This window comes from Microbacterium murale (assembly GCF_014635185.1).
Taxonomy (GTDB): domain Bacteria; phylum Actinomycetota; class Actinomycetes; order Actinomycetales; family Microbacteriaceae; genus Microbacterium; species Microbacterium murale.
The window spans coordinates 511,717-533,438 of the sequence record NZ_BMCM01000002.1; the positions used below are offsets into that span (position 1 = coordinate 511,717).

Sequence of the window (21,722 nt, forward strand, 5' to 3'; positions counted from 1 at the left end):
TGAGAGCGCTCCTAACGAACCCTGCCGACCGGCCGATAGAGCACTCAGAGCAGGGAGCGCTCGACTGACTCGGCCATGGATCGGCCGCACCACCCACCGACGGGAAACGGGTTCGTGTCTGATTCAGTGACCATTTCCGCTCTCACGAGCGCGTTGGACGGTCTCGCTTTGCGCCAGCGTGCCATCGCCGACAACATCGCCAACATCAACACCCCGAACTATCACGCCAAGCGCGTGCAGTTCGAGGAGGCGCTCGCCGATGCCGTGGCATCCGGCGACGGCCGCGTCTCGGCCACGATCGGCGAATCGCTGGAGCCGACGCGCCTGGACGGCAACAACGTCAACCTCGACACCGAGACGCTCTCCAGCATCGACACCATGCTGCGCTACCAGTTCGCCACGCAGGCAGTGAACGGGTCGTTCTCCTCGATGCGCACCGCGATGAGGACGTCATGACCTTCGACGCCATAGGGATCGCCGGCACCGGGCTCACCGTGCATCGCAAATGGCTCGATGCCATCAGCGACAACATCTCCAACATCAACACCGTCTCGTCGACGAACGGCGAGGCGTTCCGACAGCGATACGTGCTGGCCCAGACCAGTGCGGACTCCCCCGGCGTCTACGTCGCGGGTACTGCGCTCGGCAGCGCCGAAGGCCGCCTCGTGCACCAGCCGGATCATCCGCTCGCCGACGCGGACGGCTACGTGCGCTACCCCGACGTCGACCTCGGTGACCAGATGAGCCAGCTCATCCTCGCCCAGCGCGGGTACCAGGCCAGCGCTGCGATCGTCGATCGGGCGCGCAACGCATACGAATCCGCCCTGCAGATCGGACGCAACTGATGGCATCCATCCCCGGCATCGAGGGCATCTCCTCGGCCCTCTCGCTCCCCTCCACCTCGGTGGCGCAGCCGGCCGCCGGCGACGATTCGGCCTTCGCGACGAGCGTCACGGGCGCGATCGACGAACTGCGTGCCCTGCAGTCCGAATCCGACACGCTCAAAGTCGCGGCCGTCACAGGCGACCTCGACGACATCCACTCGGCCATGATCGCGTCATCGCGCGCCGCCGTCACGCTTGAACTCGTCGCCGCGGTGCGCAACAAGGGCGTCGATGCATTCAACGAGATCATGAGGATGCAAGCCTGATGCCCCAAGCCGTCACGAACGTGTTTCAGCGGATCGGGCGCGCGATCGCGGGCTTCTCGCTCGCGCAGCGCACGATCGCGATCATCGGCGTCGCCGTGCTGGCGCTGGGTATCTTCGCGCTGTCCAGCTGGCTCGCCCGCCCGACTCTCACTCCGCTGTTCTCGGGCCTGAGCGCCTCCGACGCGAACGCGGTCGTCGAGCAGCTGCGTTCGGCCTCGGTGCCGTACGAGCTCGGCGGCGGCGGCTCGACCGTGCTCGTTCCGGAAGAAGACGTCTACGATCAGCGGCTCGCAGCAGCGGCAGCCGGACTGCCCACCTCGAGCTCTGGCGGCTACTCGCTGCTGGACGACATGGGCGTCACCACCTCGGAGTTCCAGCAGTCCGTCACCTACAAGCGCGCGATCGAGGGCGAACTGGCGGCGACGATCTCGGCGCTCGACGGCGTGAGCGCGGCATCCGTTCAGCTCGCCATCCCCGAGGAGAGCGTGTTCGTCTCGGAGACGATCGATCCGACCGCGTCCGTGTTCATCGAGACCGGCGACAGCACCACGCTCTCGACCAAGCAGGTCGAGGCGATCGTGCATCTGACCTCGGCCGCCGTCAGCGGCATGAAACCCGAGAACGTCGCAGTGGTCGATCAGACCGGGCAGACGCTGTCGGCCGTCGGCATCGGGTCGACCGGCGGCGTCGACCAGCAGGCAGGCGACTACGAGGCGCGGGTGACGCAAAGCGTCCAGCAGATGCTCGACACCGTGCTCGGAGTCGGCAACGCGACCGTCACGGTCGTCGCCGACATCGACCGATCCGCGAACGAGCGTCTCGAGGAGACCTACACCCCCGCCGAGGGCACCCCGCCGCTGACCGAGCAGATTCGCAGCGAGACTCAGAACGGCACGTCGAGTGAGGCCGGCGTTCTCGGCCCAGACAACATCGCCGTGCCGAGCGAGGCCGCGGACGGCACCTCGGAGTCGACCGATGAGACCCGCACCAACGCGGTCAACAAGGCGACCCAGACCACGAGCACCCCGGCCGGGACGCTCCGGCGCCAGTCGGTGTCGGTCGCCGTGGATCTCGGCGCCGCTGCCGACATGAGCGCGGAGAAGCTGAACGATCTCGTCTCGGCCGCCGCCGGCATCGACCCGGAGCGCGGCGACACGCTCAGCGTCGAGATGGTGGTCTTCAGCGAGACTTCCGCAGAGGCCGCCCAGGCGGCTCTGCAGGCGGCCAAGGATGCCGAGAGCACCGCGCAGCAGGCCGCGCTGCTCAACACGATCGTCATCGCCGCAGCGATCGGGCTGCCCCTGCTCGCGCTCGTGCTCGCGCTGATCATCCGCGCGCGGCGTCGCTCCAGTGCCGCCGCCGAGTTCGATCAGCTGTTCGGGGAGCGCCCTCCCGCTCTGCCGTCGCTCTCGACCACCGCGCCGACCGCCTTGCTCGAATCTCCGACTGTGCCCCTGTCCATCGCGGAGCCCGAGCCGCAGCTGCCGCCTGCTGAACTCGAGATCGAGTCCGAACCCGCGCAGGTGAGCCTGGAGCGGCGCAGGTCGGAGCTCGATGCGCTCACCCGTCAGGACCCCAAGCGCACAGCTGAGCTGCTGCGCACCCTGATCGACGACAGGCAACCGGTGTGAATGCCCTGAACGACCGCCAGACGGCGGCAGTGGTACTGATGAACCTCGACCGCACGCACGCGATCGAGGTGATGAAGCACCTCACGGAATCCGAGGCGGAGGCCGTGGCATCCGAGATCATCGGCCTGCATAACCTCGATGCCGAGACGACCGCGAAGGCGCTCGGACAGTTCCATCGGATCGCGACCGGCCACCTGCCGCCCGCTCGCGGCGGTCGCGACATCGCCGCCGGCCTGCTGGAGGCGTCGTTCGGCGCCGAGCGCGCGGCCGCGGTCCTCGGTCGTGTGACCTCGACGATGGCGAACTCATCGTTCGACTTCCTCCTCGCGGCCGATCCGTCGCAGCTCGCGACCCTTCTGGACGGCGAGCTGCCGCAGACGGTCGCGCTGGTGCTCGCGCATCTGCCCACCGACCAGGCTGCGGCCGTGCTCGCCGTGCTGCCCGACCCCGCACGCACCGATGTGGCGCATGCGATCGCGACGATGGGCACCGCGACGCAGGAGGCGATCTCGATCGTCGCCGACACGCTGAAGACCCGCACCGGAATGCTCGCGACCCGCGAGGCGCCTGAGACGCTGGGCGGTGTCGAGCCGCTCGTGGAGATCATCAACCGCTCCGACGCGACCATCGAGAAGGCACTGCTGGCGAGCATCGAAGACCGAGACAGCGCTCTCGCCGAAGACATCCGCTCGCGGATGTTCACGTTCGCCGACATCGTCAAGCTCGAAGACCGTGATGCGCAGAGCGTGCTGCGCGGAATCGGTCTGCGTTCGCTCGCGCTCGCCCTCAAGGGAGCGAATCAGGCGATCGCCGACGTCATCCGTCGCAATGTCTCCGAACGCAATCGCGAGAACCTCGAGGAGGAGGCTCGCGCCATCGGACCGGTGCGCATGTCGCAGGTCGAAGAGGCGCGTGCAGAGATCGTGCGCACGATCCGCGCCCTCGAGGCCGCCGGCGACATCACGGTGCAGCGCGCCGACGAGGACGAGTATGTCTATTGACGCGTTCTCGCCGGCGGTGTTCCCGCGCCTGCACGGTTCGGGCATGAACGCCGAGCGGGAGCGTGCGCGCTTACGCGGCTACGCCGATGGGCACGCCGAGGGATTCAGGGCAGGATCCGCCGTAGCGGCCCTCGCTCACGAGCAGGCCCTGGCGGAGCGCGTCGCCCGCGACGCCGAGGACGCCCGCACCCTGGAGCGCGCGGTCGCCGTGCTGCACGCCGCCGCCCGCTCATTGAGCGACCGGGAGCGCTCGCTGACGGCGCCGACGCGGACGCAGGTCCTCGAACGCGCCGTCGAGCTCGCCGAGATCATCCTCGCGGGCGAGCTGGCGGATGCTGAAGCCTCTGCCTCTGCATCCATCCGCCGTGCCGTCTCGGCGGTCGAGTCCGAGCAGGTGCGCGAACTGCGCCTGAATCCCGACGATCTGCGCACGCTGGAGCGCCTGGGCGCCCTGCCAACAGGATTCGTCCTCACCGGTGACGAGACGCTCTCCAGAGGCGACGCCGTCGCCATGCTCGAGAGCGGGCACATCGATGCCCGCGTCGGGGCCGCGCTCGAGCGCGCCCGCCGTGCCGTGACGGAGCACCCGGTATGAGCACCTGGGACGCGGTGCGCACCGCCGTACTGCCGGAGCGGGTCGGCGAGGTCTCCCAGCTGCGCGGACTCAGCGTGCACGTGCGGGGGCTCGACGGCGCGATCGGAGATATGCTCACGCTCGGCGCCGGTGTGGATGCCGAGGTCGTCGCCAGCGGCGACGATGGCCTGCGGTGCATGCCGCTGGCTTCGATATCCGGCCTCACGGTGGGTGCGGCGGTTCGGGCCAGAGGAGGCGCGCTGCGGGTGCCGACCGGCCGAGGGCTGCTCGGCCGCGTGCTCGACGGTCTCGGCCGCCCGATCGACGGCAAGGGCCCGGTCATCGGCCCGCAGGTGGGCCTCGCTCACGATCCGCCGTCCATCATGGGACGCGACCGCATCGATGCCCCGCTTCCGCTCGGCGTGCGTGCGCTCGACACGCTCGCCAGCGTCGGACGCGGCCAGCGCGTCGGGCTGTTCGCAGGATCCGGCGTCGGCAAGTCATCACTGCTGTCGATGGTCGCTCGCGGCACCGAGGCGGAGGTCACGGTGATCGCCCTCGTCGGCGAGCGCGGGCGCGAGGTGCGCGAGTTCATCGAGGACGACCTCGGAGAAGAGGGCCTGGCCCGCTCGGTGGTGATCGTTTCGACCTCCGATCAGCCGGCGATGGCGCGCATCCGCGCCGCGTTCACCGCCACCCGCATCGCCGAGGCGTTCCGCGACGAGGGCGCGCACGCGATCCTCATGATGGATTCACTGACCCGGGTGGCGATGGCGCAGCGCGAGATCGGGCTCTCTGCAGGCGAACCGCCGGCGACCCGCGGCTATCCGCCGTCGACGTTCTCGATGCTCGCGGGGCTGCTGGAGCGCGCGGGCACCGACCGTGGCGGCTCGGTGACGGGTATCTACACGGTGCTCGTCGACGGTGACGATCACAATGAGCCGATCGCGGATGCGGTGCGCTCGATCCTGGACGGCCACATCGTGCTCGATCGCGCCCTCGCGCTCTCCGGCCATCATCCGGCGATCGACGTTCTCGCATCCGTGTCGCGTGTGGCCGGAAAGGTCACATCGTCGCAGCAGCGCACCACCGCGACGACTCTGCGCGCCGTGCTCGCCGCACGACGACGCGCCAACGACCTGATCGACATCGGCGCGTACCAGTCCGGTGCGGATGCGAAGATCGACGCCGCCATCGCGAACGAGCGGGCCATCTCCGCGTTCCTCACCCAGTCGCTCGACGAGACGAGTCCGATCGAGGAGTCCTGGCGTCGCCTCGACGAACTCGTCTCGGCATTCGGAGGTATCTCATGACCCGGGACTTCTCACTCGCTGGTCTGCTGCGCGTGCGCGAGATTCAGGAACGTGCGGCCGCGCAGCGGCTGTCACGAGCGGTGATCGATGCGCGTCACACCGAAGCGCGTGACCGGCGCCTGCGCACGGCACTCGCCGGCGAGGGGACGGAAGCTGTCGACGTGCGCTCGCTCGCCGCGCTCGCTGCTGCGCGAGGAGCGGGTCGAAGCCTGCTGGCGGACCTCTCCTCACTCGACGCGATTCAGCAGGAAGAGCTCGCGCAGGCGCGTTCGGAGCATGCAGACGCACGCTGCGCGATGCGCGGACTCGATCGCCTCGCCGACGCTCACGCCGTGCGCGAGCGCACCGAAGAGCTGCGCTCAGAGCAGGCAGAACTCGACGAGATCGCATCCAGAGCAAGGGCGGAGGGCGAGAGGTGAGCATGGTGGGTGTGGCCGGCGGGTTCATCGCGAACGCACCGCGCGGCGCACTGTCGTCGAGTGCGGGCTCGCCCTCCAGCGCTGGTGCGATCGCCTTCGCGGATGCTGTCGCCACGATCCCGACCGCGGAGGAGAGCACGACCGGCTCTGACGCGATGCCCGCGGTCGGCGACCCTCTCGTCGACAGCGCACCGGTCGCGACCCTGCCCGTTGCGAACCAGCCCGTTACGAACCAGCCCGTTACGCCCCTGCCCGTCGGGGGTCTGCCGGTCGGGACTGTGCCGCTCGGAACTCTGCCGCGGGACGCGCTGCCCGGGGATGCTCATACCGGGGACGTGCTTCCTGCGGATGCCGTTCCTGTGGATGGGCTTCCAGTGGGCGGACTTCCTGCGGATGCTGTTCCCGGGGATGCACCGTCTGCAGACGATCCGTCCCCCGACACCCTGCCTGCCGACACCCTGCGTGCCGATGCGCTTCCTGCCGGCGTGCCGACCGCTACTCCGCCAGTGTCTCCCCCAGCATCCACTCTCCGGCCTGATGGCGCGGCACGAACCGCGCCAGCGGCATCCGCTTCTCCGCTCACCGCCGACAACTTGACCGCCAGCACCGCAACCCCCGCCTCCACAACGCCTGGCACCGCAACCCCCACCACCGCGACCCCCAGCACCGCGACACCCGACGCTCCCGGCCCGGCCGCGAGCGTCGCGCCGCCATCCGTCAGCCCGCAGCCGGCGGAAGCAGACCAGGCGACGTCGCCCGAGATCGCGCCGGCGCCCGCAGGTCCGGCGCCACTCGCACCGGCATCGACCTCTTCCGCCGCCCCAGCGGCCGCTGTCGCCGCCGCTCGTCCCCCGCTGCTGCCGCAGATCGCCGCACCGGTGATGTCGCTGGCTCAGGCCGCCGACGGCGAACACCACATGACTCTCACCGTGTCGCCGGAGAATCTCGGGCCGGTCACCGTCCGCGCGCATATCGCCGGAGGCAGCATCCGAATCGAACTCCAGGCACCGAACGACATCGGCCGAGACGTACTGCGCGCGATCCTGGTCGATCTTCGACGCGACCTCGCTGCCGCGGCGCCGCACGCGACGCTCGCCGTCTCGACGCATGATGGTGCCTCCGCCGGTCAGCAGCAGGGCCAGAACGGCAGCGGCCAGCAGAGCACGGGCGCTCAGGGCGCCTCGGCCGGCCACGGCGGTTCGTCCCAGGCCGACAAGGGGCAGACACGCGACGGCACCGCACCCTCCGCCTCCGCGCCCACGCCGCAGGCCGACCCCGCCCCCATCACCTTCACGACGCCGCACGGCGGCATCGACGTCTACGCCTGATCGAGAGGAACCCCCATGACCACCGTCGACGCGATCAACGCGGCCTCGACCGTCCCCACGAGCGGTCTGCAGACCGGCACGACGACACCGGCGACCGAGCGCAAGCAGACGCTGGATTCCGAGGTCTTCCTGAAGCTGTTGGTGACGCAGCTCACCAACCAGGATCCGAGCTCGCCGATGAACACCAACGAGATGATCTCGCAGACCACCGAGCTCGCGTCGATGGAGCAGCTCACGGCCCTCGCCACGACGACGACCGAGAACTTCGCTCTCAGCATGCGACAGACCGCCGCCGCCCTCATCGGGCAGGAGGCGCAGTACACAGACGCCAAGGGTGTCGAGAAATCCGGCATCGTCACCGCCGTCTCATTCGCCGGCGGCGTTCCCCTCGTCACGATCGGCGACACCGCCGTTCCGCTCGACTCCGTCTCCGGACTCAAGCTCATCCCCTGACCCTCAGACCCACCCCTTCAGAAAGGCACCATCATGCTTCGTTCCCTGTTCGCCGGCATCTCGGGTCTGCGCTCGCACCAGACCATGCTCGACGTCACCGGCAACAACATCGCCAACGTCAACACCACCGGCTTCAAGGCGTCCGCCGTGCAGTTCCAGGACTCCCTCTCGCAACTGCTGCAGAACTCGATGATGCCGCAGCAGGGCGCAGGCGGTCAGAACCCCGCCCAGGTCGGTCTCGGCGTGCAGGTCGCCGGCATCAGCACCAACTTCGCCGCCGGCGCTCCGCAGCCCACCGGCGTTCCCACCGACCTCATGATCGTCGGAGACGGCTTCTTCGTCGTGCAGTCCGGTGGTGAGACGCTGTACACCCGCAACGGCGGCTTCTCGTTCGACGCCAGCGGCAAGCTCGTGTCCGCAGACGGCGCACAGGTGCAGGGCTGGACGGCGCAGAACGGCGCGATCGTGCCCGGCCAGGGCGTCGGCAGCATCACCCTCCCGGTCGGAGCCCTGAGCCCCGCCACGGCGACGACGAGCGCGGCCGTCACCGGCAACCTCCCCTCCGAGGCGGCCGTCGGAGACGTGCTCGTGCGTGACGTGCAGGTGTATGACGCCACAGGCGCAGAGAGCTCGCTGCGACTGACGTTCACGCGCACAGCCACCGGCTGGGGCGTCACGGACGGCGCCGGCGCGAACACGTCGCTCGCCTTCGCCGACGGCGTGCAGACCGGAGCCGGATCGCTGGTGTCCGGCGGCATCACCGTCGACCTGTCGAAGGTCACCGGCTTCGCCGACGTCAGCGACATCGCGATCACAGAGCAGAACGGCAAGGCGGCCGGCACGCTCAGTTCCTACGCGCTGACGAACGACGGCAGCCTCGTCGGCACGTTCAGCAACGGCGAGACCGAGGTGCTCGCCCGCCTCGCGCTGGCCGGCTTCGTGAACCCCGGCGGCCTCGAGAAGGCCGGCTCGTCGCAGTTCCGGCCGAGCGGCAACTCCGGTCAGGCGACGATCGGCTTCGCCGGTTCCGACGGATTGGGCGGCATCATCAGCGGCGCGCTCGAGATGTCGAACGTCGACCTCTCGCAGGAGTTCACCAACCTCATCGTGGCGCAGCGCGGATTCCAGGCGAATGCGCGCATCATCACCACGAGCGACGAGGTGCTTCAGGAGCTGACGAACCTGAAGCGCTGATCGTGTGTCGCCGGTCGTCGAGCTAACGCGCGGCGACCGGTGACCGACAGTGACCCACGACGGCCCAGGACGGGCTGTCGAGTTCTCGCACCTCGGTGTGAGGACAGAACTTCCAGGATGGAGCCCATGATCGTCGTCACGCGCCTGAACCGTTCCCGGTTCGCGCTGAACCCTGACCTGATCGAGCGGATCCAAGCCTCGCCCGACACCACGATCATGATGGTCGATGCCGCGACCTTCGTCGTCACCGAGACGATGGACGAAGTGATCGAGAAGATCATCCATTACCGCGCCAGCGTGCTGGCCGCTGCCTCGAACTGGATCTATCCCACCCCTTCCTCCCCCGAGACGCCACCTGAGACGTCGCCCGAGACGGAGGCGGTGCTCTGATGGATCCGTCACTCATCATCGGGCTCGTCCTCGCCTTCGGCGCACTGCTGGCCATGATCGGCATCGAGGGCGCCTCTGTCACGGCTCTCCTGCTGCCGGCGCCCATGATCCTCGTCTTCGGCGGAACCATCGCCGTGGGAATCGCGACGGGAACCATCCGCGACTTCGTGCACGCGATCAAGTCCCTGCCGCGCGCGTTCCGCGGTGATCGCCGAACCGCTGCCAGCATGATCGACCAGATCGTCGGCTACGCCGACACGGCACGCTCCCAGGGCCTCCTCGCCCTCGAGCAGGCACTGGTCGACGAGAAGGATCCGTTCCTGCGCCAGTCGCTGCAGAGCATCGCCGACGGTGTGGACGCCGAAGACCTGCGCACGCTGATGGAGGATGAGATCACCTCTGCGGCGGCGCGCAACCGCACGGCATCCAAGTTCTACATGACCCTCGGCGGATTCGCGCCGACGGTCGGCATCGTCGGCACCGTCGTCTCGCTGACGCACGTGCTCGAGAACCTCAACAAGCCAGACGAGCTGGGGCACATGATCGCCGCCGCGTTCGTCGCGACGCTGTGGGGCCTGCTGTCGGCGAACTTCATCTGGCTCCCGATCGGTGGCCGGCTCCAGCGGCTGGGTGAGTTGGAGGTCGAGCGGATGACCCTGGTCATGGAGGGCATGCTGGCCGTTCAGGCAGGGTCGCCGCCGCAGTTCGTGGGCGAGCGCCTCCGAGCACTCGTCGCGCAGCCGCAGACGAAATCCAACCGCAGGGGTGCGGACCGAGGGGCAGCGGATCCGGCACCGACGCCATGAGCGTCCGGGCGCGGCGACAGGTGCCGCACGAAGAGCACAGCGGGCCAGACGAGCGCTGGATGGCGTCGTACCTCGACATGATCACGGTGCTCATGTGCCTGTTCATCGTGCTGTTCGCGATGTCCACCGTCGATCAGCAGAAGTTCGCGGCCCTCAGCGCATCGCTTGCCACCGGATTCGGACAGGACCCCACGGAGTTCGCCGACGTGGCCGAGGGCGTGGTCGTCCCCCCGGAGTTCATCGATGAGAAGGGCGAACCCGCCGACCCCGACCTGAACGCCGCCGTCGTCGAGTTCGAAGAGCTCTCCGCGCTGCGCGACAAGCTGCGCGACGTGCTCGCCCAGAACGACCTGGAAGCCGACGTCACCTTCACCATCGACGACCGTGGTCTCACGATCGGCCTCGTCAGCGCCGAGACCTTCTTCGAGACCAACAGCACCAACCTCAGCGGCAAGGCCGTCTCGGTGCTCGACGCGCTCGGCACCGTGCTGGTCACCGTCCCGAACGACATCTCGGTCGAAGGTCACGCCGATCACCGCGTCGCCGTCGCCCCGTTCGCGACGAACTGGGAGCTGTCATCCGGCCGCTCGACGCAGGTGCTCCGGCATCTCGTCGAGTCCGGCGGCCTCCCACCCGACCACGTGAAATCCGTCGGCTACGCCGACACCCGACCGATCGCGGACGGGTCCAGCGCCGACGCTCTGGCGAAGAATCGACGAGTCGACATCGTCGTCCTCTCTCAGGTGAAAGAGGAGGTGCGCTCGCTCATCCCGTCGGTCCAGTCTTCGGCGGGAGGCTCCAAGCCGAGACCCTGACGACTCGTCTCCTAACGCGCAAGCGTCGCCGCCCGATAGTGGGGTTCGTGGTGATCGACGACAGCGCGCGATCCGGCGTGTCAGCGGAAACGGCTTCCGGTGCGCCATCGGCGACCATCGAGATCGAGGCCTACGACTTCGGCAGATCGGCGACGCTGTCGCGCGAGCACGCCCGCGCATTGGAGCTCGCGTTCGAGACGTTCTCGCGCCAGTGGGCGGCTGACCTCTCAGCCAAGATCCGCGTGCGTGCCACCGTCACCGTCGAAAACGTGGCCATGCAGGCGTACGGCGAGTACGCCCAGTCGCTGCCCACCACGACGACCCTGGTCGTGTGCGCCTTTCCCGACTCCGCCGAACGGATGATCGTGCAGTTCCCGTCATCGGCGGCGACCGCGTGGATCGTGCAGATGGTCGGCGGGCGGGCGACCGGCGCGAATGAGGAACGCACGTTCACCCCGATCGAGCAGGCGCTGGTCGGCTCGCTGATGACAGATGCCATCGCTCTGCTCACCGGCACCATGGGCGGGCTGCTTCCGCAGAGGATCACGATCGCCGGCATCCAGTACAGCTCGCAGTTCGCGCAGGTGGCGGCCGCGAACGAGCCGGTCATCGTCGCGCAGCTCTCCATGCGGCTCGGCGGACGCACCGTGCCCACGAGCATCATGCTTCCGGCATCCATCCTCTCCGGGATCACCAGCCGCGTCTCCGAGGCCGACCGATCCGCCACACCTGGGCTCGTCCGTCGTCAGGTCGAGCAGTCGCCGGTGGAGCTGTCTCTGCGGCTCGCGTCGCGCAGCGTGGTCCCTCGCGACGTGCTCGGGCTGTCCGTCGGCGACATCCTGCCGCTGCCGCACGCGGCCGATCGTCCGCTGCTCCTCCTCGTCGGCGAGCAGCAGGTGGCCACGGCCGCCGTCGGCACCGCCGGCGCACGCCTCGCCTGCGTCGTGACCTCGACCGTCCCTGATCCCGCCCCTGAGGAGTCCGCGTGACCAGCACCACCGCCTACGAATCCGCCGTCGCCGCTGCCTTCGCGGCCCGACTGCCGACCGCGGCCCCCACCACCGTGCGCCCCTCGCAGGCTTCTGGAGACACCGGTGACGCCGTCGTCGTCAACTATGTCGGCGAGGCGAGCGCGGAACTCGCCGTGCAGATCCTCGATCCTTCGGTGCTCATCGACGGCGTGCCGAACGCATCGCTCGCCGACCGGCTGCACGACGCTCTGGAGGCATCCGCGAGCGCCCTCGGCCCCGGCGCCATCGGCGACTCGCGCATCGGCGACGCATCGCCGATCTTCTCGCACCCGTCGACGCAGCTGTTCGATCTTCAGGACGAGACCGACCGCACGATCGGACGTCTGGCGGTGCGCATCACCCGCAGTCCTCAGAGCGCCGCGACGTCGTCCAGGCGGCTGCACCGCATCGCGGGTGTGGAGATGGAGCTCACGGTCGAGATCGGCCGCACCCGCATGGCGGTGCGCGACGTGCTCGACCTGGAACCCGGTCGTGTCGTCGAGCTCGACCGCTCGGCCGGCGCACCCGCCGACGTGAAGCTCAACGGACGCATCATCGCGCACGGCGAAGTCGTCGTCGTCGATCAGGACTACGCGGTGCGCATCACCCGGATTCTCGAGAACGTCGAGGCCTGATCCTGGACGAGCTGCTCATAGCGCTGCGCGTCGCCCTCTCGCTGGCGGCGGTGCTCGGGCTGCTCTGGTACCTGCAGCGGCGCTTCTCGCGCACCTCGACGCGTCGACGCGAGGCCGAGACGATCACTGTTCTGGGGCGGCAGGGCCTCGGCGCGAAAGCGCAGCTCGTCATGGTGCAGACCGCCGATGCCCGCTACGTGCTCGGCGTCACCGAGCACGGCGTGAGCGTCGTGGATCGCCTGCCGGTCGCCGCCGAGGAAGGCACGGATGCCGTCGGCATCGCCGACTCGGGCGGCAGTGTGTCGCGGCATCCGATCATCGAAGGCTCCTCGAAGCCCGCCGTCTCGGGCGTCGAGGCGTTCGACAGCATCCTGGCCGGTGAGGCGTCGGCGTCGGCGTCGTCGCAGACGTCGCGGTCGTCGCGGTCGTCGGCTGATCACGACTCGGGGGCGCGCCTGCGCGTGCGCCATCGCAACGATCCGCTTCGGGGATCCATCATCTCCCCCGAGACGTGGCGGCAGACCGCCGAGGCCATCCGGCGCTCCCGATGAGCGTGCTGCCTCTGCTCACGGTCGACATCAACGGCGTCGACGGCTCACCATCCGGATCGATCCTCACGCTGCTGGGCATCACCCTGCTGTCCGTCGCACCCGCGCTGCTGCTGATGATGACGTCGTTCACGAAGATCTTCGTCGTGCTGGCGATGACCCGCAACGCGCTCTCGCTGCCCAGCATCCCGCCGAACCAGGTTCTGGCAGGTCTCGCCCTGTTCCTGTCGCTGTTCATCATGTGGCCGGTGCTCGGCGAGATCAACACCGTCGCAGTGCAGCCGTACATCGACGGCTCGCTCACGTTCACGCAGGCGTTCGATGTCGGACAGGCTCCACTGCAGGAATGGATGCTGGGGTACACCCGCGAAGAGGACCTCGCGCTGATGTCGCGGATGGCCGGCCAGGACAATCCGGCGGATGCGCAGAGCGTTCCGCTGTACACGCTGATCCCCGCGTTCATGATCTCCGAGCTGCGCGCGGCGTTCATCATCGGCTTCGTGATCTTCGTGCCGTTCCTCGTGATCGACATCGTCGTGGCCGCGGCGCTGATGTCGATGGGCATGATGATGCTGCCGCCGGTGATGATCTCGCTGCCGTTCAAGATCCTGCTGTTCATCCTCGTCGACGGGTGGGGTCTGATAATCCGAGCCCTCCTGGAGAGTTACGGAGGAGTCGGATGACCCCCGAAGCGGTACTCGACATCGGCACGCAGGGGCTGATCATCGCCGCCAAGCTCGCCGCCCCCCTGCTCATCACCGCGCTGGTCGTCGGCTTCGCCATCTCGCTGCTGCAGTCGATCACCCAGGTGCAGGAGGTGACGCTGTCGTTCGTGCCGAAGATCGTCGCAGTCGGCATCGCGCTGCTGATCGCGGGCAACTGGATGATCGCGGAGATGATCGCATTCACGAACGACATGTTCGAGCGCATTCCGATGCTGCTGAGCGGCGGATGACATGTTCATCCCGATCGACTTCGCCTGGCTGGAGGCGACCATGCTCGCCGCCGTGCGCATCACGGCATTCATCGTGATCGCCCCGCCGTTCTCCTACGGCGCGATTCCGATGCGCATCAAGGCGATGCTGGCGATCGGCCTCTCCCTCGCCATGGGCGGCGCGGTCGCACCCGGCTACGAGAACCTCGCGACCGGCGCCTTCTTCGGCGCTCTGACCGTGCAGGTGCTCACGGGTGCGCTGCTGGGATTCCTGGTCATGGTGTGCTTCTCCGCGTTGCAGGCGGCGGGAAACCTGATCGACGTGTTCGGCGGCTTCCAGCTCGCGCAGGCCTTCGATCCGTTCTCGCTGGTCAACGGCGCGCAGTTCACGAGGCTGTTCCATCTGTCGGCCCTGGCGCTGCTCTTCTCGTCCGGCGGGTACCAGATCATCCTCGCCGGGCTCGCACGCAGCTTCGATGCGGTGCCGGTGGACGGCGTCTTCGAGGTATCAGGGCCGGCGCAGCTTCTCGTCGACGGCGTCTCGCAGATGGTGCTCGCAGCCGTGCAGATCGCGGGCCCGCTGGTGCTCGTGCTGTTCCTCGCAGACGTCGGACTCGGGCTGATCACCCGTGTCGCGCCGGCGCTCAACGCGTTCGCGATGGGCTTCCCGGTGAAGATCCTGCTCACGCTGCTGCTCGCCGGCGTGGTGTTCATCGCGCTGCCGGGCCTCGTCGATGCGCTGACGTCAGAGGCGCTGCGGATGATTCGCGGAGTGCACTGATGAGCAACGACAGCGGCGAGCGCAGCGAGAAGGCCACCGACAAGCACCTCCGGGAGGCGAGGCAGAAGGGTCGGATCTCCCGCAGCCAGGACCTCACGGCATGGCTCGGCATCGGCGCGGCCGCCATCGCCTTGCCCTCGGCAATCGGGCTGGGGGCGTCGGCGGGCACCGAGCAGCTGATCTCGCTGACCTCGATCGTGCACGCTCCCTCACCGGCCGCCGCGCTGGGGGCGCTCGGGCTCGGGCTCGGCTCGGTGCTTCCGACACTCGGGGTGATGCTCGCCGTCGTCGCAATCGTCACTCTGCTGGGCGCTGCGGCGCAGGGCGGCGTGCATGTCCGTCGCTTCACCGGACGGTTCGAGCAGTTCAACATCGTGTCCGGCGTCAAGCGCGTGTTCGGGATGCAGGCTCTCTGGGAGGGCGCGAAGGCCCTGCTGAAGACCGCCGCGATCGGCATCGCGCTGTGGATCGTCATCGCGGGACTCATGCCGGTGCTGTCGGCCAGCGGTGCGCACTCGCTCACCCGACTGCTCGGCACCGCGAGCGAGGGCGGCGCCGCGCTGCTGCAGACCGCGATCGCCGTCGGGCTCGCGCTGGCGGCGATCGACGTGTTCGTCGTGATGCGCCGCAACACCAAGCACACGCGCATGACCAAGCGCGAGGTGCGCGACGAGAACAAGAACAGCGAGGGCGACCCGCTCATCCGTCAGCAGCGTCGTTCACGCCAGCTCGCGATCAGCCGCAACCGCATGATCGCCGCGGTAGCCGGATCCGACGTCGTGCTCGTCAACCCGACCCATGTGGCCATCGCCCTGCGCTACGAGGTGGGCCGGTCTGCGCCGAAGGTCGTCGCGAAGGGCACCGGTGTGATCGCCGACCGCATCCGCGAGCGGGCGACGGCGGCCGGCGTCCCGATGGTGCGCGAGGTGCTGCTCGCCCGAGCCCTGTTCGCCGCGTGCGATCTCGGGCAGGAGATCCCTGCCGACCTGTACACCTCGGTGGCACGCGTGCTCGTGTTCGTCGACAGTCTGCGAAAGCGCGGTGCCGCCCGCGGCATCCATTCCCTTCCCCATCGGAGGACCGTATGAATCAACTGGTGAACAAGCTCGCCGTGCCGGTCGGCGTGGTCGGCATCATCATGCTGCTGGTCGTGCCGATCCCGCCGTTCCTGCTCGACACGCTGATCATCCTGAACATCATGTTCGCGCTCGTGATCCTGCTCACATCGATGTTCGTGCGCAAACCCCTCGACTTCTCGGTGTTCCCGTCGCTGCTGCTGGTGGCGACGCTGTTCCGGCTCGGGCTGAACGTCGCGTCGACGCGGCTCGTGCTCGGCGAGGCGTACGCGGGACAGGTGATCGAGGCGTTCGGGGCCATCGCCGTCGGCGGATCGCTCATCATCGGCGCCGTGGTGTTCCTGATCCTCGTCGTCATCCAGTTCGTCGTGGTCACCAAGGGCGCCGAGCGCGTCGCCGAGGTCGGTGCGCGCTTCACTCTGGACGCCATGCCCGGCAAGCAGATGGCGATCGACGCCGACCTGAACGCGGGGCTCATCACCGATGTGCAGGCGCGCGAACGCCGCGCGGAGGTCGCCGCGGAGGCCGACTTCTACGGTGCGATGGACGGTGCCTCGAAGTTCGTCAAGGGCGACGCGATCGCCGGCCTCGTCATCATCATCATCAACCTCGTCGGCGGCATCGCGATCGGGCTCGTCCAGCACGGCATGGACGTCGAGGAAGCCGTGAGCACCTACAGCCTCCTGACGATCGGCGACGGCCTCGTCACCCAGATCCCCGCGTTGCTGATGGCGGTGTCGACGGGCATGATCGTGACCCGATCGAACGCCGAGACGGAGATGGGTCAGGCGGCGACGGCGCAGCTCGGCCAGTCCCGCAACGCGCTCATCATCGCCGGATGCGCGGCGATCGTGATGGCGCTGATCCCCGGGATGCCGATTCTGCCGTTCGTGACGATCGGAGCTCTGCTGCTGCTGGCCGCCCAGCGTGCCAAAGCCACCGAGGCCCGGGCTGATGCCGCCGCTGCGGCTTCGGCGAGCGCGGCCGGCGCTCCCTCTGCCGATCAGCCGGAGGAGCTGATCGAGAAGATGCGTGTGCATGCCCTCGAGATCCAGCTCGCTGCGAACATCGTCGACCTGGTGACTGGTGGTCCGGACGACCTGCTCGCCAGGGTCAAGGCGCTGCGTCGGCGCATCGCACTCGATCTGGGACTCGTGGTGCCGCCGGTGCGCACCCGCGACAGCATCGAGTTGCCGCTGTCGACCTACGCCATCCGCATCGCCGGCGTCGAGACGGGGCGCGGCACGGCCCCGCCAGGATCAGTGCTCGCCCTGGGGCAGGGACTGGATGCTCTGCCCGGTGCCGCCGCGGTCGACCCGGTGTTCGGTCTGGAGGGCAAGTGGATCCCGATGGAGATGCGCCACAGCGCGGAGTTCGCCGGTGCGACGGTCATCGACCGCGCCAGCGTGATCATCACGCACCTGTCGAGCGTGATCCAGTCCAACGCCGCGCGTCTGCTCAGCCGTGAGGATGTGCGCCAGCTCACCGATGCGCTCAAGCAGGTCTCTCCTGCCGCGGTCGAGGAGCTCACGCCGGCGCTGCTGTCGCTCGCCGAAGTGCAGCGGGTGCTGCAGGGGCTGCTCTCCGAGCGTGTGCCGATCAACGACCTCAGCCGCATCTACGAGGCGCTGGCGCTGCGCGCCAAGGTGTCCAGCGACCCGGAAGGACTGATCGAGGCGGCGCGCACGGCGCTCGGTCCTGCGATCGCCGCGCGATTCGCGGATGCCGGCACTCTGCGCGTCATCATGATCAATCCGCTGCTGGAGCAGTCGATGCTCGAGAGCCTGCGCCCCGGCGACGACGGTACGCAGATCGTCTTCGACCCGCAGCGGCTGGAGGCCGTGATCGGCTCGGTGAAACAGGCGGCAGCCGGCGTGACCGAAGGTGAGCCTGTGCTGGTGTGCGCTCCGACGCTGCGCGCCGCAGTCCGGCGCCTGGTGTCGGCGCAGACGGACGGGCTTCCGGTACTCTCGTACAACGAGGCGACGGCGGCGGCGCTGACGATCGAGACGGTCGGGGTCGTTCGCGACAGCCCGGCGATTCAACCGGCGGTCGGTTCAGTGCCGTCACCCCAGTAGGCTGATCTGATGCTGGTGTTGACGAGGCGGATCGGTGAGAGCATACGCATCGACGGCGAGATCGAGGTCACGCTGCTCGACATCAAGGGCGACAGCGTGCGCATCGGCGTGAACGCGCCGCGCGAGACGCGGATCCAGCGCTCCGAGATCGTGGATGCCGTCGTCGCAGAGAACGTCTCAGCCGCAGCCGACTCCGGCGCGGAAGCGGAACGGGCGATCTTCGACGCGCTCGCGCGCCGCCGCTCGTCCGGGACCACCGAGCCGCAGGAGCCGTGGCCGCAGGAGTCGTAGCCTCACGGGGAAACCACCCACTCCGAGGTGTCGCAAATGGCCGCCTAGCCGCGCCCGAAGCGACACAACGCACCACCTCCCGGCGCGGCCGATGCCCACACCCATCCCCAGGTGTCGCAAAAGGCCGCCTCCGCGCGCCCGAAGCGACACAACGCACCACCTCCCGGCTCCGCTCCCCGCGGGGCGTTGAGCGAGCGGAGCGAGACGAAACGCGTTGAGCGAGCGTCAGCGAGTCGAAACGTCCCCCGAGGTGATGCGCTCGATCGTCACGACGCGAGGGGCGTCAGCATCCAGATCCTCGTCGGCCACATCATCTCCGGCGATGCCGACGGGCCGCTCGAGCTCGATGTCCCACCAGGCATCCGCTATCGACGAGGCCATCTCGCGCCCCCACTCGATCACGACCACAGACCGTGCGAAGTCGATGTCGAGGTCGTCCAGCTCGGCGGCCGATCCCAGCCGGTACGCGTCGACATGCACGAGCGGCGCGCGGCCGACAAGCGACGGATGCGTGCGTGCGATCACGAACGTCGGACTCTGCACCGGGCCGCGCACGCCCAGCCCCGACGCGAGGCCGCGGGTGAACGTCGTCTTCCCCGCGCCGAGCGGTCCGGTCAGCACGAGCAAGTCGCCCGGCTGCAGCTGCTCGCCGATGACGAGGCCGAGGTGCTCCATGGCATCCGATGTCGCGATCTCGCGGCGTCCGAGAAAGGCCGGATCGATCATGCGCCCCGCCGGGGTACGCGGTTGCCGATGCGCGTGACGATCTCGTAGTTGATGGTGCTCGCGGCGTTCGCCCACTCCGTCGCGGAGGGCGCACCGAGCGTCGGATCGCCGAACACCACGGCTTCGTCGCCGACCGCCACATGGGCGTCGCCGACGTCGACGACGAACTGGTCCATCGCGACGCGTCCGGCCACGGTGAATCTGCGGCCGTTGATCATGACGGGGCCGCGACCGGATGCCTGGCGCGGGATGCCGTCGGCATAACCGAGCGGAATCAGGGCCAGCGTCGTGTCGTGGTTCGTGCGGTGGTCGTAGCCGTATGAGACACCGGCGCCGGCCGGCACGCGGCGCACGGCGGCGACGGCTGCGCGCAGGGTCATCGCCGGACGCAGCCCGAGGTCGGCGGACGAGCGGTCGTCGAACGGCGAGAGCCCGTAGAGGCCGATTCCGATGCGCACGGCATCCAGTCGCGTCTCGGGGTGGTCGATCGCCGCGGCTGTGGCGGCGATGTGCCGGATCTCGGGGCGGATGCCGGCGGATGCTGCGGCAGCGGTGCCCGCATCGAACCTGGCGAGCGCTTCGAGGTCGTCGGCGCGCGACGCGTTGGAGAGGTGGCTGAAGAGGCCGATGATGCGGAGGCGTCCGATCCTCTCGAGACGGGCGGCTTCGGCGAAGACACGGTTCCAGTCGCTGGGCGCGACGCCGTTGCGGGAGAGCCCGGTCTCGAGCTTCAGGTGCACGCCGACGGGTCCGTTGCTGCCTGCCGCAGCTCCCGCCGCCTCGAGCTGGTCGAAGGACGAGATGCCGACCTCGATGCCGTTCGCGGCTGCCGTCTCGAAGCGCTCTCCCGGCTCGTGCAGCCAGGCGATGATCGGGGCGTTGATGCCCTGTCGGCGCAGGTCGATGGCCTCGGCGATCTCGGCGACGCCGAGCCTGGTCGCACCGCCGGAGAGCGCGGCGACGGCCGCCGATGCGGCCCCGTGTCCGTAGGCGTTGGCCTTGACGACGGCGATGACGTCGACCCCCGTCAGGCGCCGGAAGTGCCGGGTGTTGTCGGCGATCGCGGCCATCTCGACGGTGGCTTCACGGAACGGGACGGCATGTGCGGTCACAGCGGCTCTCCCTCAGCGACGACGAAGGCAGTGGCGAGGCCCGCATCGTGCGACATGGTCAGGTGGAGTTTCAGGATGCCCTTGCCCGTGACCGCGTCGGCCGTGGTGCCGGTGAGCAGGAAATGCGGGCGGCCGGATGGCTCTGAGGCGATCTCGATCTCGGTCCAGTGCACGCCGTCCGACCCGCCCAGCGCCTTGATCAGCGCCTCTTTCGCGGCGTAGCGCGCAGCGAGCGACGGGAGCCTCAGCGTGCGCTCGGACGGAGCGAAGAGTCGCTCCATGAGCCGCGGCGTTCGGGACATGGTGCGCTCGAACCGCGGGATGTCGACGAGGTCGATGCCGGTCCCGATGATCACCGCTCCAGCCTACCGGCCGGGTCACCCCATCCCCGGGTACGGATGCATGCCCAAAACCACGGATGCCGGGTCATCCCACCGATCCCGGCATATATCCGTAGATTCTGACCTGCAGACGTACCCGAGGACTCGTTCTGCACAGGCGCGAGTCGTGCCCAGCGCCTGGGGACGACTCTCCTCGGCTCGGACCCACCACCAGAATCGGAGGATGTTTCAGCCCGCAGACCTCCTCGAGCGCTTCGGCGGCATCGCACGCGGCACCTTTCTGCAACGCTTCCAATGCACCCGCAAACAACTGGCCGAACACACGAACAACGGCAGCATCATCCGCGTGCGCCCCGGCGTCTTCGCGGTTCCGTGGCTCGATCCGCGTGTGGTCGCGGCAGCCGCGCACGGCGGCGAACTCACATGCGCGGCCGCACTCCGCGCGCACGGTGTCTGGATGCTCCCGAATCCGGACGCCGAGATCCACGTGTGGCTGGGAGGCAGCGGCCGCCGGCATCCGCATGAGCCCTGCGAGTGCATCACCCACTATTCGGCCGGCCGCGCAGGCCTCGGTATCGCCTCAGCAGTCACCGCACTGATCCATGCATTCCGCTGTCTCAGCCGCGAAGCATTCTTCGCCGCATACGAATCAGCGTGGAACCAGCGCCTGATCTCAGCATCCGATCGCGCACGCATCCGCCACGAATTGCCGAAGTCTGTCGAGTGGCTGCTCGACCTCGCACGATCTGACGCCCAGAGCGGACTGGAGTCGCTGCTCCGTCTCCGACTGCATCTGCTGGGCATCCGACTCGACTGCCAAGTCGTCATAGACGGCGTCGGCCGCGTCGATTTCGTCATCGGCGGACGGATCATCCTCGAGGCGGATGGCAAAGACAACCACACCGGAGACAAGCGTCATGCCGACCTGATGCGGGATGCCGCGGCATCCACCCTCGGCTACGAGACCCTGCGATTCGACTACGCGATGATCGTGCACCACTGGGACGTCGTCGTCGCCGCCATCCTGCCGGCGCTCGCCCGCGCCCGGGCATGAGTCGTCCCGGCGGCACGTCGATCAACGGGCGGAGCGGCCGGGTACGGATGCATGCCCAAAAC

27 protein-coding genes are annotated in these 21,722 nt (G+C 68.7%); 24 read left to right on the forward strand and 3 right to left on the reverse strand.

Going from position 1 to position 21,722, the window contains the following annotated elements:
• Nucleotides 1–114 precede the first annotated feature (114 nt).
• The 23 genes from IEV67_RS08800 (at nucleotide 115) to csrA (ending at nucleotide 18,427) form a co-directional block, all read left to right on the forward strand.
• Nucleotides 115–456 carry a flagellar basal body rod protein FlgB gene (locus IEV67_RS08800; protein ID WP_188436190.1) on the forward strand — a complete coding sequence of 114 codons (342 nt, stop codon included), beginning with the start codon at nucleotides 115–117 and terminating at the stop codon, nucleotides 454–456.
• The gene (locus tag IEV67_RS08805; protein WP_188436191.1) at nucleotides 453–845 is read left to right on the forward strand and encodes a flagellar basal body rod protein FlgC; all 393 of its coding nucleotides are present in this window, start codon (nucleotides 453–455) and stop codon (nucleotides 843–845) included. Before IEV67_RS08800 ends, IEV67_RS08805 begins: the two co-directional genes overlap by 4 nt.
• The gene (gene fliE, locus IEV67_RS08810; protein WP_188436192.1) at nucleotides 845–1,150 is read left to right on the forward strand and encodes a flagellar hook-basal body complex protein FliE; all 306 of its coding nucleotides are present in this window, start codon (nucleotides 845–847) and stop codon (nucleotides 1,148–1,150) included. The genes IEV67_RS08805 and fliE overlap by 1 nt, the downstream gene beginning before the upstream one ends.
• On the forward strand, nucleotides 1,150–2,781 hold the full coding sequence (gene fliF, locus IEV67_RS08815; protein WP_188436193.1) for a flagellar basal-body MS-ring/collar protein FliF: 1,632 nt from the start codon (nucleotides 1,150–1,152) through the stop codon (nucleotides 2,779–2,781). The genes fliE and fliF overlap by 1 nt, the downstream gene beginning before the upstream one ends.
• A complete protein-coding gene (gene fliG, locus IEV67_RS08820; protein ID WP_188436194.1) occupies nucleotides 2,778–3,782 on the forward strand; it encodes a flagellar motor switch protein FliG in 1,005 nt (334 codons plus the stop codon). The genes fliF and fliG overlap by 4 nt, the downstream gene beginning before the upstream one ends.
• Complete coding sequence (locus IEV67_RS08825; RefSeq protein ID WP_188436195.1) at nucleotides 3,772–4,377, forward strand: FliH/SctL family protein; 606 nt, start codon at nucleotides 3,772–3,774, stop codon at nucleotides 4,375–4,377. Before fliG ends, IEV67_RS08825 begins: the two co-directional genes overlap by 11 nt.
• Entirely contained in the window at nucleotides 4,374–5,669 is a 1,296-nt protein-coding gene (locus IEV67_RS08830; RefSeq protein ID WP_188436196.1) for a FliI/YscN family ATPase, read from the forward strand. The genes IEV67_RS08825 and IEV67_RS08830 overlap by 4 nt, the downstream gene beginning before the upstream one ends.
• Nucleotides 5,666–6,088: a flagellar FliJ family protein gene (locus tag IEV67_RS08835; RefSeq protein ID WP_188436197.1), complete on the forward strand. Its 423-nt coding sequence runs from the start codon at nucleotides 5,666–5,668 to the stop codon at nucleotides 6,086–6,088. Before IEV67_RS08830 ends, IEV67_RS08835 begins: the two co-directional genes overlap by 4 nt.
• A 2-nt stretch (nucleotides 6,089–6,090) precedes the next feature.
• The gene (locus IEV67_RS08840) at nucleotides 6,091–7,416 is read left to right on the forward strand and encodes a flagellar hook-length control protein FliK (RefSeq protein ID WP_229702975.1); all 1,326 of its coding nucleotides are present in this window, start codon (nucleotides 6,091–6,093) and stop codon (nucleotides 7,414–7,416) included.
• 15 nt (nucleotides 7,417–7,431) lie between these two features.
• A complete protein-coding gene (locus tag IEV67_RS08845; RefSeq protein WP_188436199.1) occupies nucleotides 7,432–7,869 on the forward strand; it encodes a flagellar hook assembly protein FlgD in 438 nt (145 codons plus the stop codon).
• Between the two features lie 33 nt (nucleotides 7,870–7,902).
• Entirely contained in the window at nucleotides 7,903–9,063 is a 1,161-nt protein-coding gene (locus IEV67_RS08850) for a flagellar hook protein FlgE (protein WP_188436200.1), read from the forward strand.
• Nucleotides 9,064–9,189: 126 nt separating this feature from the next.
• On the forward strand, nucleotides 9,190–9,453 hold the full coding sequence (locus tag IEV67_RS08855; RefSeq protein WP_188436201.1) for a flagellar FlbD family protein: 264 nt from the start codon (nucleotides 9,190–9,192) through the stop codon (nucleotides 9,451–9,453).
• Complete coding sequence (locus IEV67_RS08860; RefSeq protein WP_188436202.1) at nucleotides 9,453–10,259, forward strand: motility protein A; 807 nt, start codon at nucleotides 9,453–9,455, stop codon at nucleotides 10,257–10,259. Before IEV67_RS08855 ends, IEV67_RS08860 begins: the two co-directional genes overlap by 1 nt.
• A complete protein-coding gene (locus IEV67_RS08865) occupies nucleotides 10,256–11,074 on the forward strand; it encodes an OmpA/MotB family protein (RefSeq protein WP_188436203.1) in 819 nt (272 codons plus the stop codon). Before IEV67_RS08860 ends, IEV67_RS08865 begins: the two co-directional genes overlap by 4 nt.
• Before the next feature lie 47 nt (nucleotides 11,075–11,121).
• On the forward strand, nucleotides 11,122–12,063 hold the full coding sequence (locus tag IEV67_RS08870) for a flagellar motor switch protein FliM (RefSeq protein ID WP_188436204.1): 942 nt from the start codon (nucleotides 11,122–11,124) through the stop codon (nucleotides 12,061–12,063).
• A complete protein-coding gene (gene fliN / locus IEV67_RS08875; protein ID WP_188436205.1) occupies nucleotides 12,060–12,719 on the forward strand; it encodes a flagellar motor switch protein FliN in 660 nt (219 codons plus the stop codon). Before IEV67_RS08870 ends, fliN begins: the two co-directional genes overlap by 4 nt.
• Nucleotides 12,720–12,769: 50 nt before the next feature.
• Nucleotides 12,770–13,270 carry a flagellar biosynthetic protein FliO gene (locus IEV67_RS08880; RefSeq protein ID WP_188436206.1) on the forward strand — a complete coding sequence of 167 codons (501 nt, stop codon included), beginning with the start codon at nucleotides 12,770–12,772 and terminating at the stop codon, nucleotides 13,268–13,270.
• Nucleotides 13,210–13,950, forward strand: a complete 741-nt coding sequence (fliP, locus tag IEV67_RS08885; protein ID WP_505712049.1) for a flagellar type III secretion system pore protein FliP — start codon at nucleotides 13,210–13,212, stop codon at nucleotides 13,948–13,950. The genes IEV67_RS08880 and fliP overlap by 61 nt, the downstream gene beginning before the upstream one ends.
• Entirely contained in the window at nucleotides 13,947–14,222 is a 276-nt protein-coding gene (fliQ, locus tag IEV67_RS08890) for a flagellar biosynthesis protein FliQ (protein ID WP_188436208.1), read from the forward strand. Before fliP ends, fliQ begins: the two co-directional genes overlap by 4 nt.
• Before the next feature lies 1 nt (nucleotide 14,223).
• Complete coding sequence (locus IEV67_RS08895; RefSeq protein WP_188436209.1) at nucleotides 14,224–14,982, forward strand: flagellar biosynthetic protein FliR; 759 nt, start codon at nucleotides 14,224–14,226, stop codon at nucleotides 14,980–14,982.
• Nucleotides 14,979–16,070 carry an EscU/YscU/HrcU family type III secretion system export apparatus switch protein gene (locus IEV67_RS08900; protein ID WP_188436353.1) on the forward strand — a complete coding sequence of 364 codons (1,092 nt, stop codon included), beginning with the start codon at nucleotides 14,979–14,981 and terminating at the stop codon, nucleotides 16,068–16,070. The genes IEV67_RS08895 and IEV67_RS08900 overlap by 4 nt, the downstream gene beginning before the upstream one ends.
• Nucleotides 16,067–18,136 (forward strand): flagellar biosynthesis protein FlhA, encoded by a 2,070-nt coding sequence (locus tag IEV67_RS08905; RefSeq protein ID WP_188436210.1) that lies wholly within the window; start codon nucleotides 16,067–16,069, stop codon nucleotides 18,134–18,136. Before IEV67_RS08900 ends, IEV67_RS08905 begins: the two co-directional genes overlap by 4 nt.
• A 9-nt stretch (nucleotides 18,137–18,145) precedes the next feature.
• Nucleotides 18,146–18,427, forward strand: a complete 282-nt coding sequence (gene csrA, locus IEV67_RS19085; protein WP_188436211.1) for a carbon storage regulator CsrA — start codon at nucleotides 18,146–18,148, stop codon at nucleotides 18,425–18,427.
• Nucleotides 18,428–18,652: 225 nt separating this feature from the next.
• On the opposite strand, the gene tsaE is transcribed toward csrA, so the two are convergent.
• The 3 genes from tsaE to IEV67_RS08925 are packed head-to-tail and all read right to left on the reverse strand — an operon-like array spanning nucleotide 18,653 to nucleotide 20,621.
• Nucleotides 18,653–19,153 (reverse strand): tRNA (adenosine(37)-N6)-threonylcarbamoyltransferase complex ATPase subunit type 1 TsaE, encoded by a 501-nt coding sequence (tsaE, locus tag IEV67_RS08915; RefSeq protein ID WP_188436212.1) that lies wholly within the window; start codon nucleotides 19,151–19,153, stop codon nucleotides 18,653–18,655.
• On the reverse strand, nucleotides 19,150–20,223 hold the full coding sequence (gene alr, locus IEV67_RS08920; RefSeq protein ID WP_188436354.1) for an alanine racemase: 1,074 nt from the start codon (nucleotides 20,221–20,223) through the stop codon (nucleotides 19,150–19,152). Before alr ends, tsaE begins: the two co-directional genes overlap by 4 nt.
• Before the next feature lie 38 nt (nucleotides 20,224–20,261).
• Nucleotides 20,262–20,621 (reverse strand): holo-ACP synthase, encoded by a 360-nt coding sequence (locus IEV67_RS08925; RefSeq protein ID WP_188436213.1) that lies wholly within the window; start codon nucleotides 20,619–20,621, stop codon nucleotides 20,262–20,264.
• Nucleotides 20,622–20,829: 208 nt separating this feature from the next.
• Here IEV67_RS08925 and IEV67_RS08930 point away from each other — a divergent pair, with 208 nt between their 5' ends.
• Complete coding sequence (locus tag IEV67_RS08930; RefSeq protein WP_188436214.1) at nucleotides 20,830–21,660, forward strand: endonuclease domain-containing protein; 831 nt, start codon at nucleotides 20,830–20,832, stop codon at nucleotides 21,658–21,660.
• Nucleotides 21,661–21,722: the final 62 nt, after the last annotated feature.

Coding starts and splice junctions, on each gene's coding strand:
- IEV67_RS08840 (WP_229702975.1), top strand. CDS start 6,091: ATGGTGGGTGTGGCCGGCGGGTTCATCGCGAACGCACCGCGCGGCGCA.
- csrA (WP_188436211.1), top strand. CDS start 18,146: ATGCTGGTGTTGACGAGGCGGATCGGTGAGAGCATACGCATCGACGGC.
- IEV67_RS08835 (WP_188436197.1), top strand. CDS start 5,666: ATGACCCGGGACTTCTCACTCGCTGGTCTGCTGCGCGTGCGCGAGATT.
- fliE (WP_188436192.1), top strand. CDS start 845: ATGGCATCCATCCCCGGCATCGAGGGCATCTCCTCGGCCCTCTCGCTC.
- IEV67_RS08860 (WP_188436202.1), top strand. CDS start 9,453: ATGGATCCGTCACTCATCATCGGGCTCGTCCTCGCCTTCGGCGCACTG.
- IEV67_RS08855 (WP_188436201.1), top strand. CDS start 9,190: ATGATCGTCGTCACGCGCCTGAACCGTTCCCGGTTCGCGCTGAACCCT.
- alr (WP_188436354.1), bottom strand. CDS start 20,223: ATGGCCGCGATCGCCGACAACACCCGGCACTTCCGGCGCCTGACGGGG.
- fliQ (WP_188436208.1), top strand. CDS start 13,947: ATGACCCCCGAAGCGGTACTCGACATCGGCACGCAGGGGCTGATCATC.
- IEV67_RS08825 (WP_188436195.1), top strand. CDS start 3,772: ATGTCTATTGACGCGTTCTCGCCGGCGGTGTTCCCGCGCCTGCACGGT.
- IEV67_RS08805 (WP_188436191.1), top strand. CDS start 453: ATGACCTTCGACGCCATAGGGATCGCCGGCACCGGGCTCACCGTGCAT.
- IEV67_RS08850 (WP_188436200.1), top strand. CDS start 7,903: ATGCTTCGTTCCCTGTTCGCCGGCATCTCGGGTCTGCGCTCGCACCAG.
- IEV67_RS08845 (WP_188436199.1), top strand. CDS start 7,432: ATGACCACCGTCGACGCGATCAACGCGGCCTCGACCGTCCCCACGAGC.
- IEV67_RS08830 (WP_188436196.1), top strand. CDS start 4,374: ATGAGCACCTGGGACGCGGTGCGCACCGCCGTACTGCCGGAGCGGGTC.
- IEV67_RS08865 (WP_188436203.1), top strand. CDS start 10,256: ATGAGCGTCCGGGCGCGGCGACAGGTGCCGCACGAAGAGCACAGCGGG.
- fliF (WP_188436193.1), top strand. CDS start 1,150: ATGCCCCAAGCCGTCACGAACGTGTTTCAGCGGATCGGGCGCGCGATC.
- tsaE (WP_188436212.1), bottom strand. CDS start 19,153: ATGATCGATCCGGCCTTTCTCGGACGCCGCGAGATCGCGACATCGGAT.
- IEV67_RS08930 (WP_188436214.1), top strand. CDS start 20,830: ATGTTTCAGCCCGCAGACCTCCTCGAGCGCTTCGGCGGCATCGCACGC.
- IEV67_RS08895 (WP_188436209.1), top strand. CDS start 14,224: ATGTTCATCCCGATCGACTTCGCCTGGCTGGAGGCGACCATGCTCGCC.
- IEV67_RS08905 (WP_188436210.1), top strand. CDS start 16,067: ATGAATCAACTGGTGAACAAGCTCGCCGTGCCGGTCGGCGTGGTCGGC.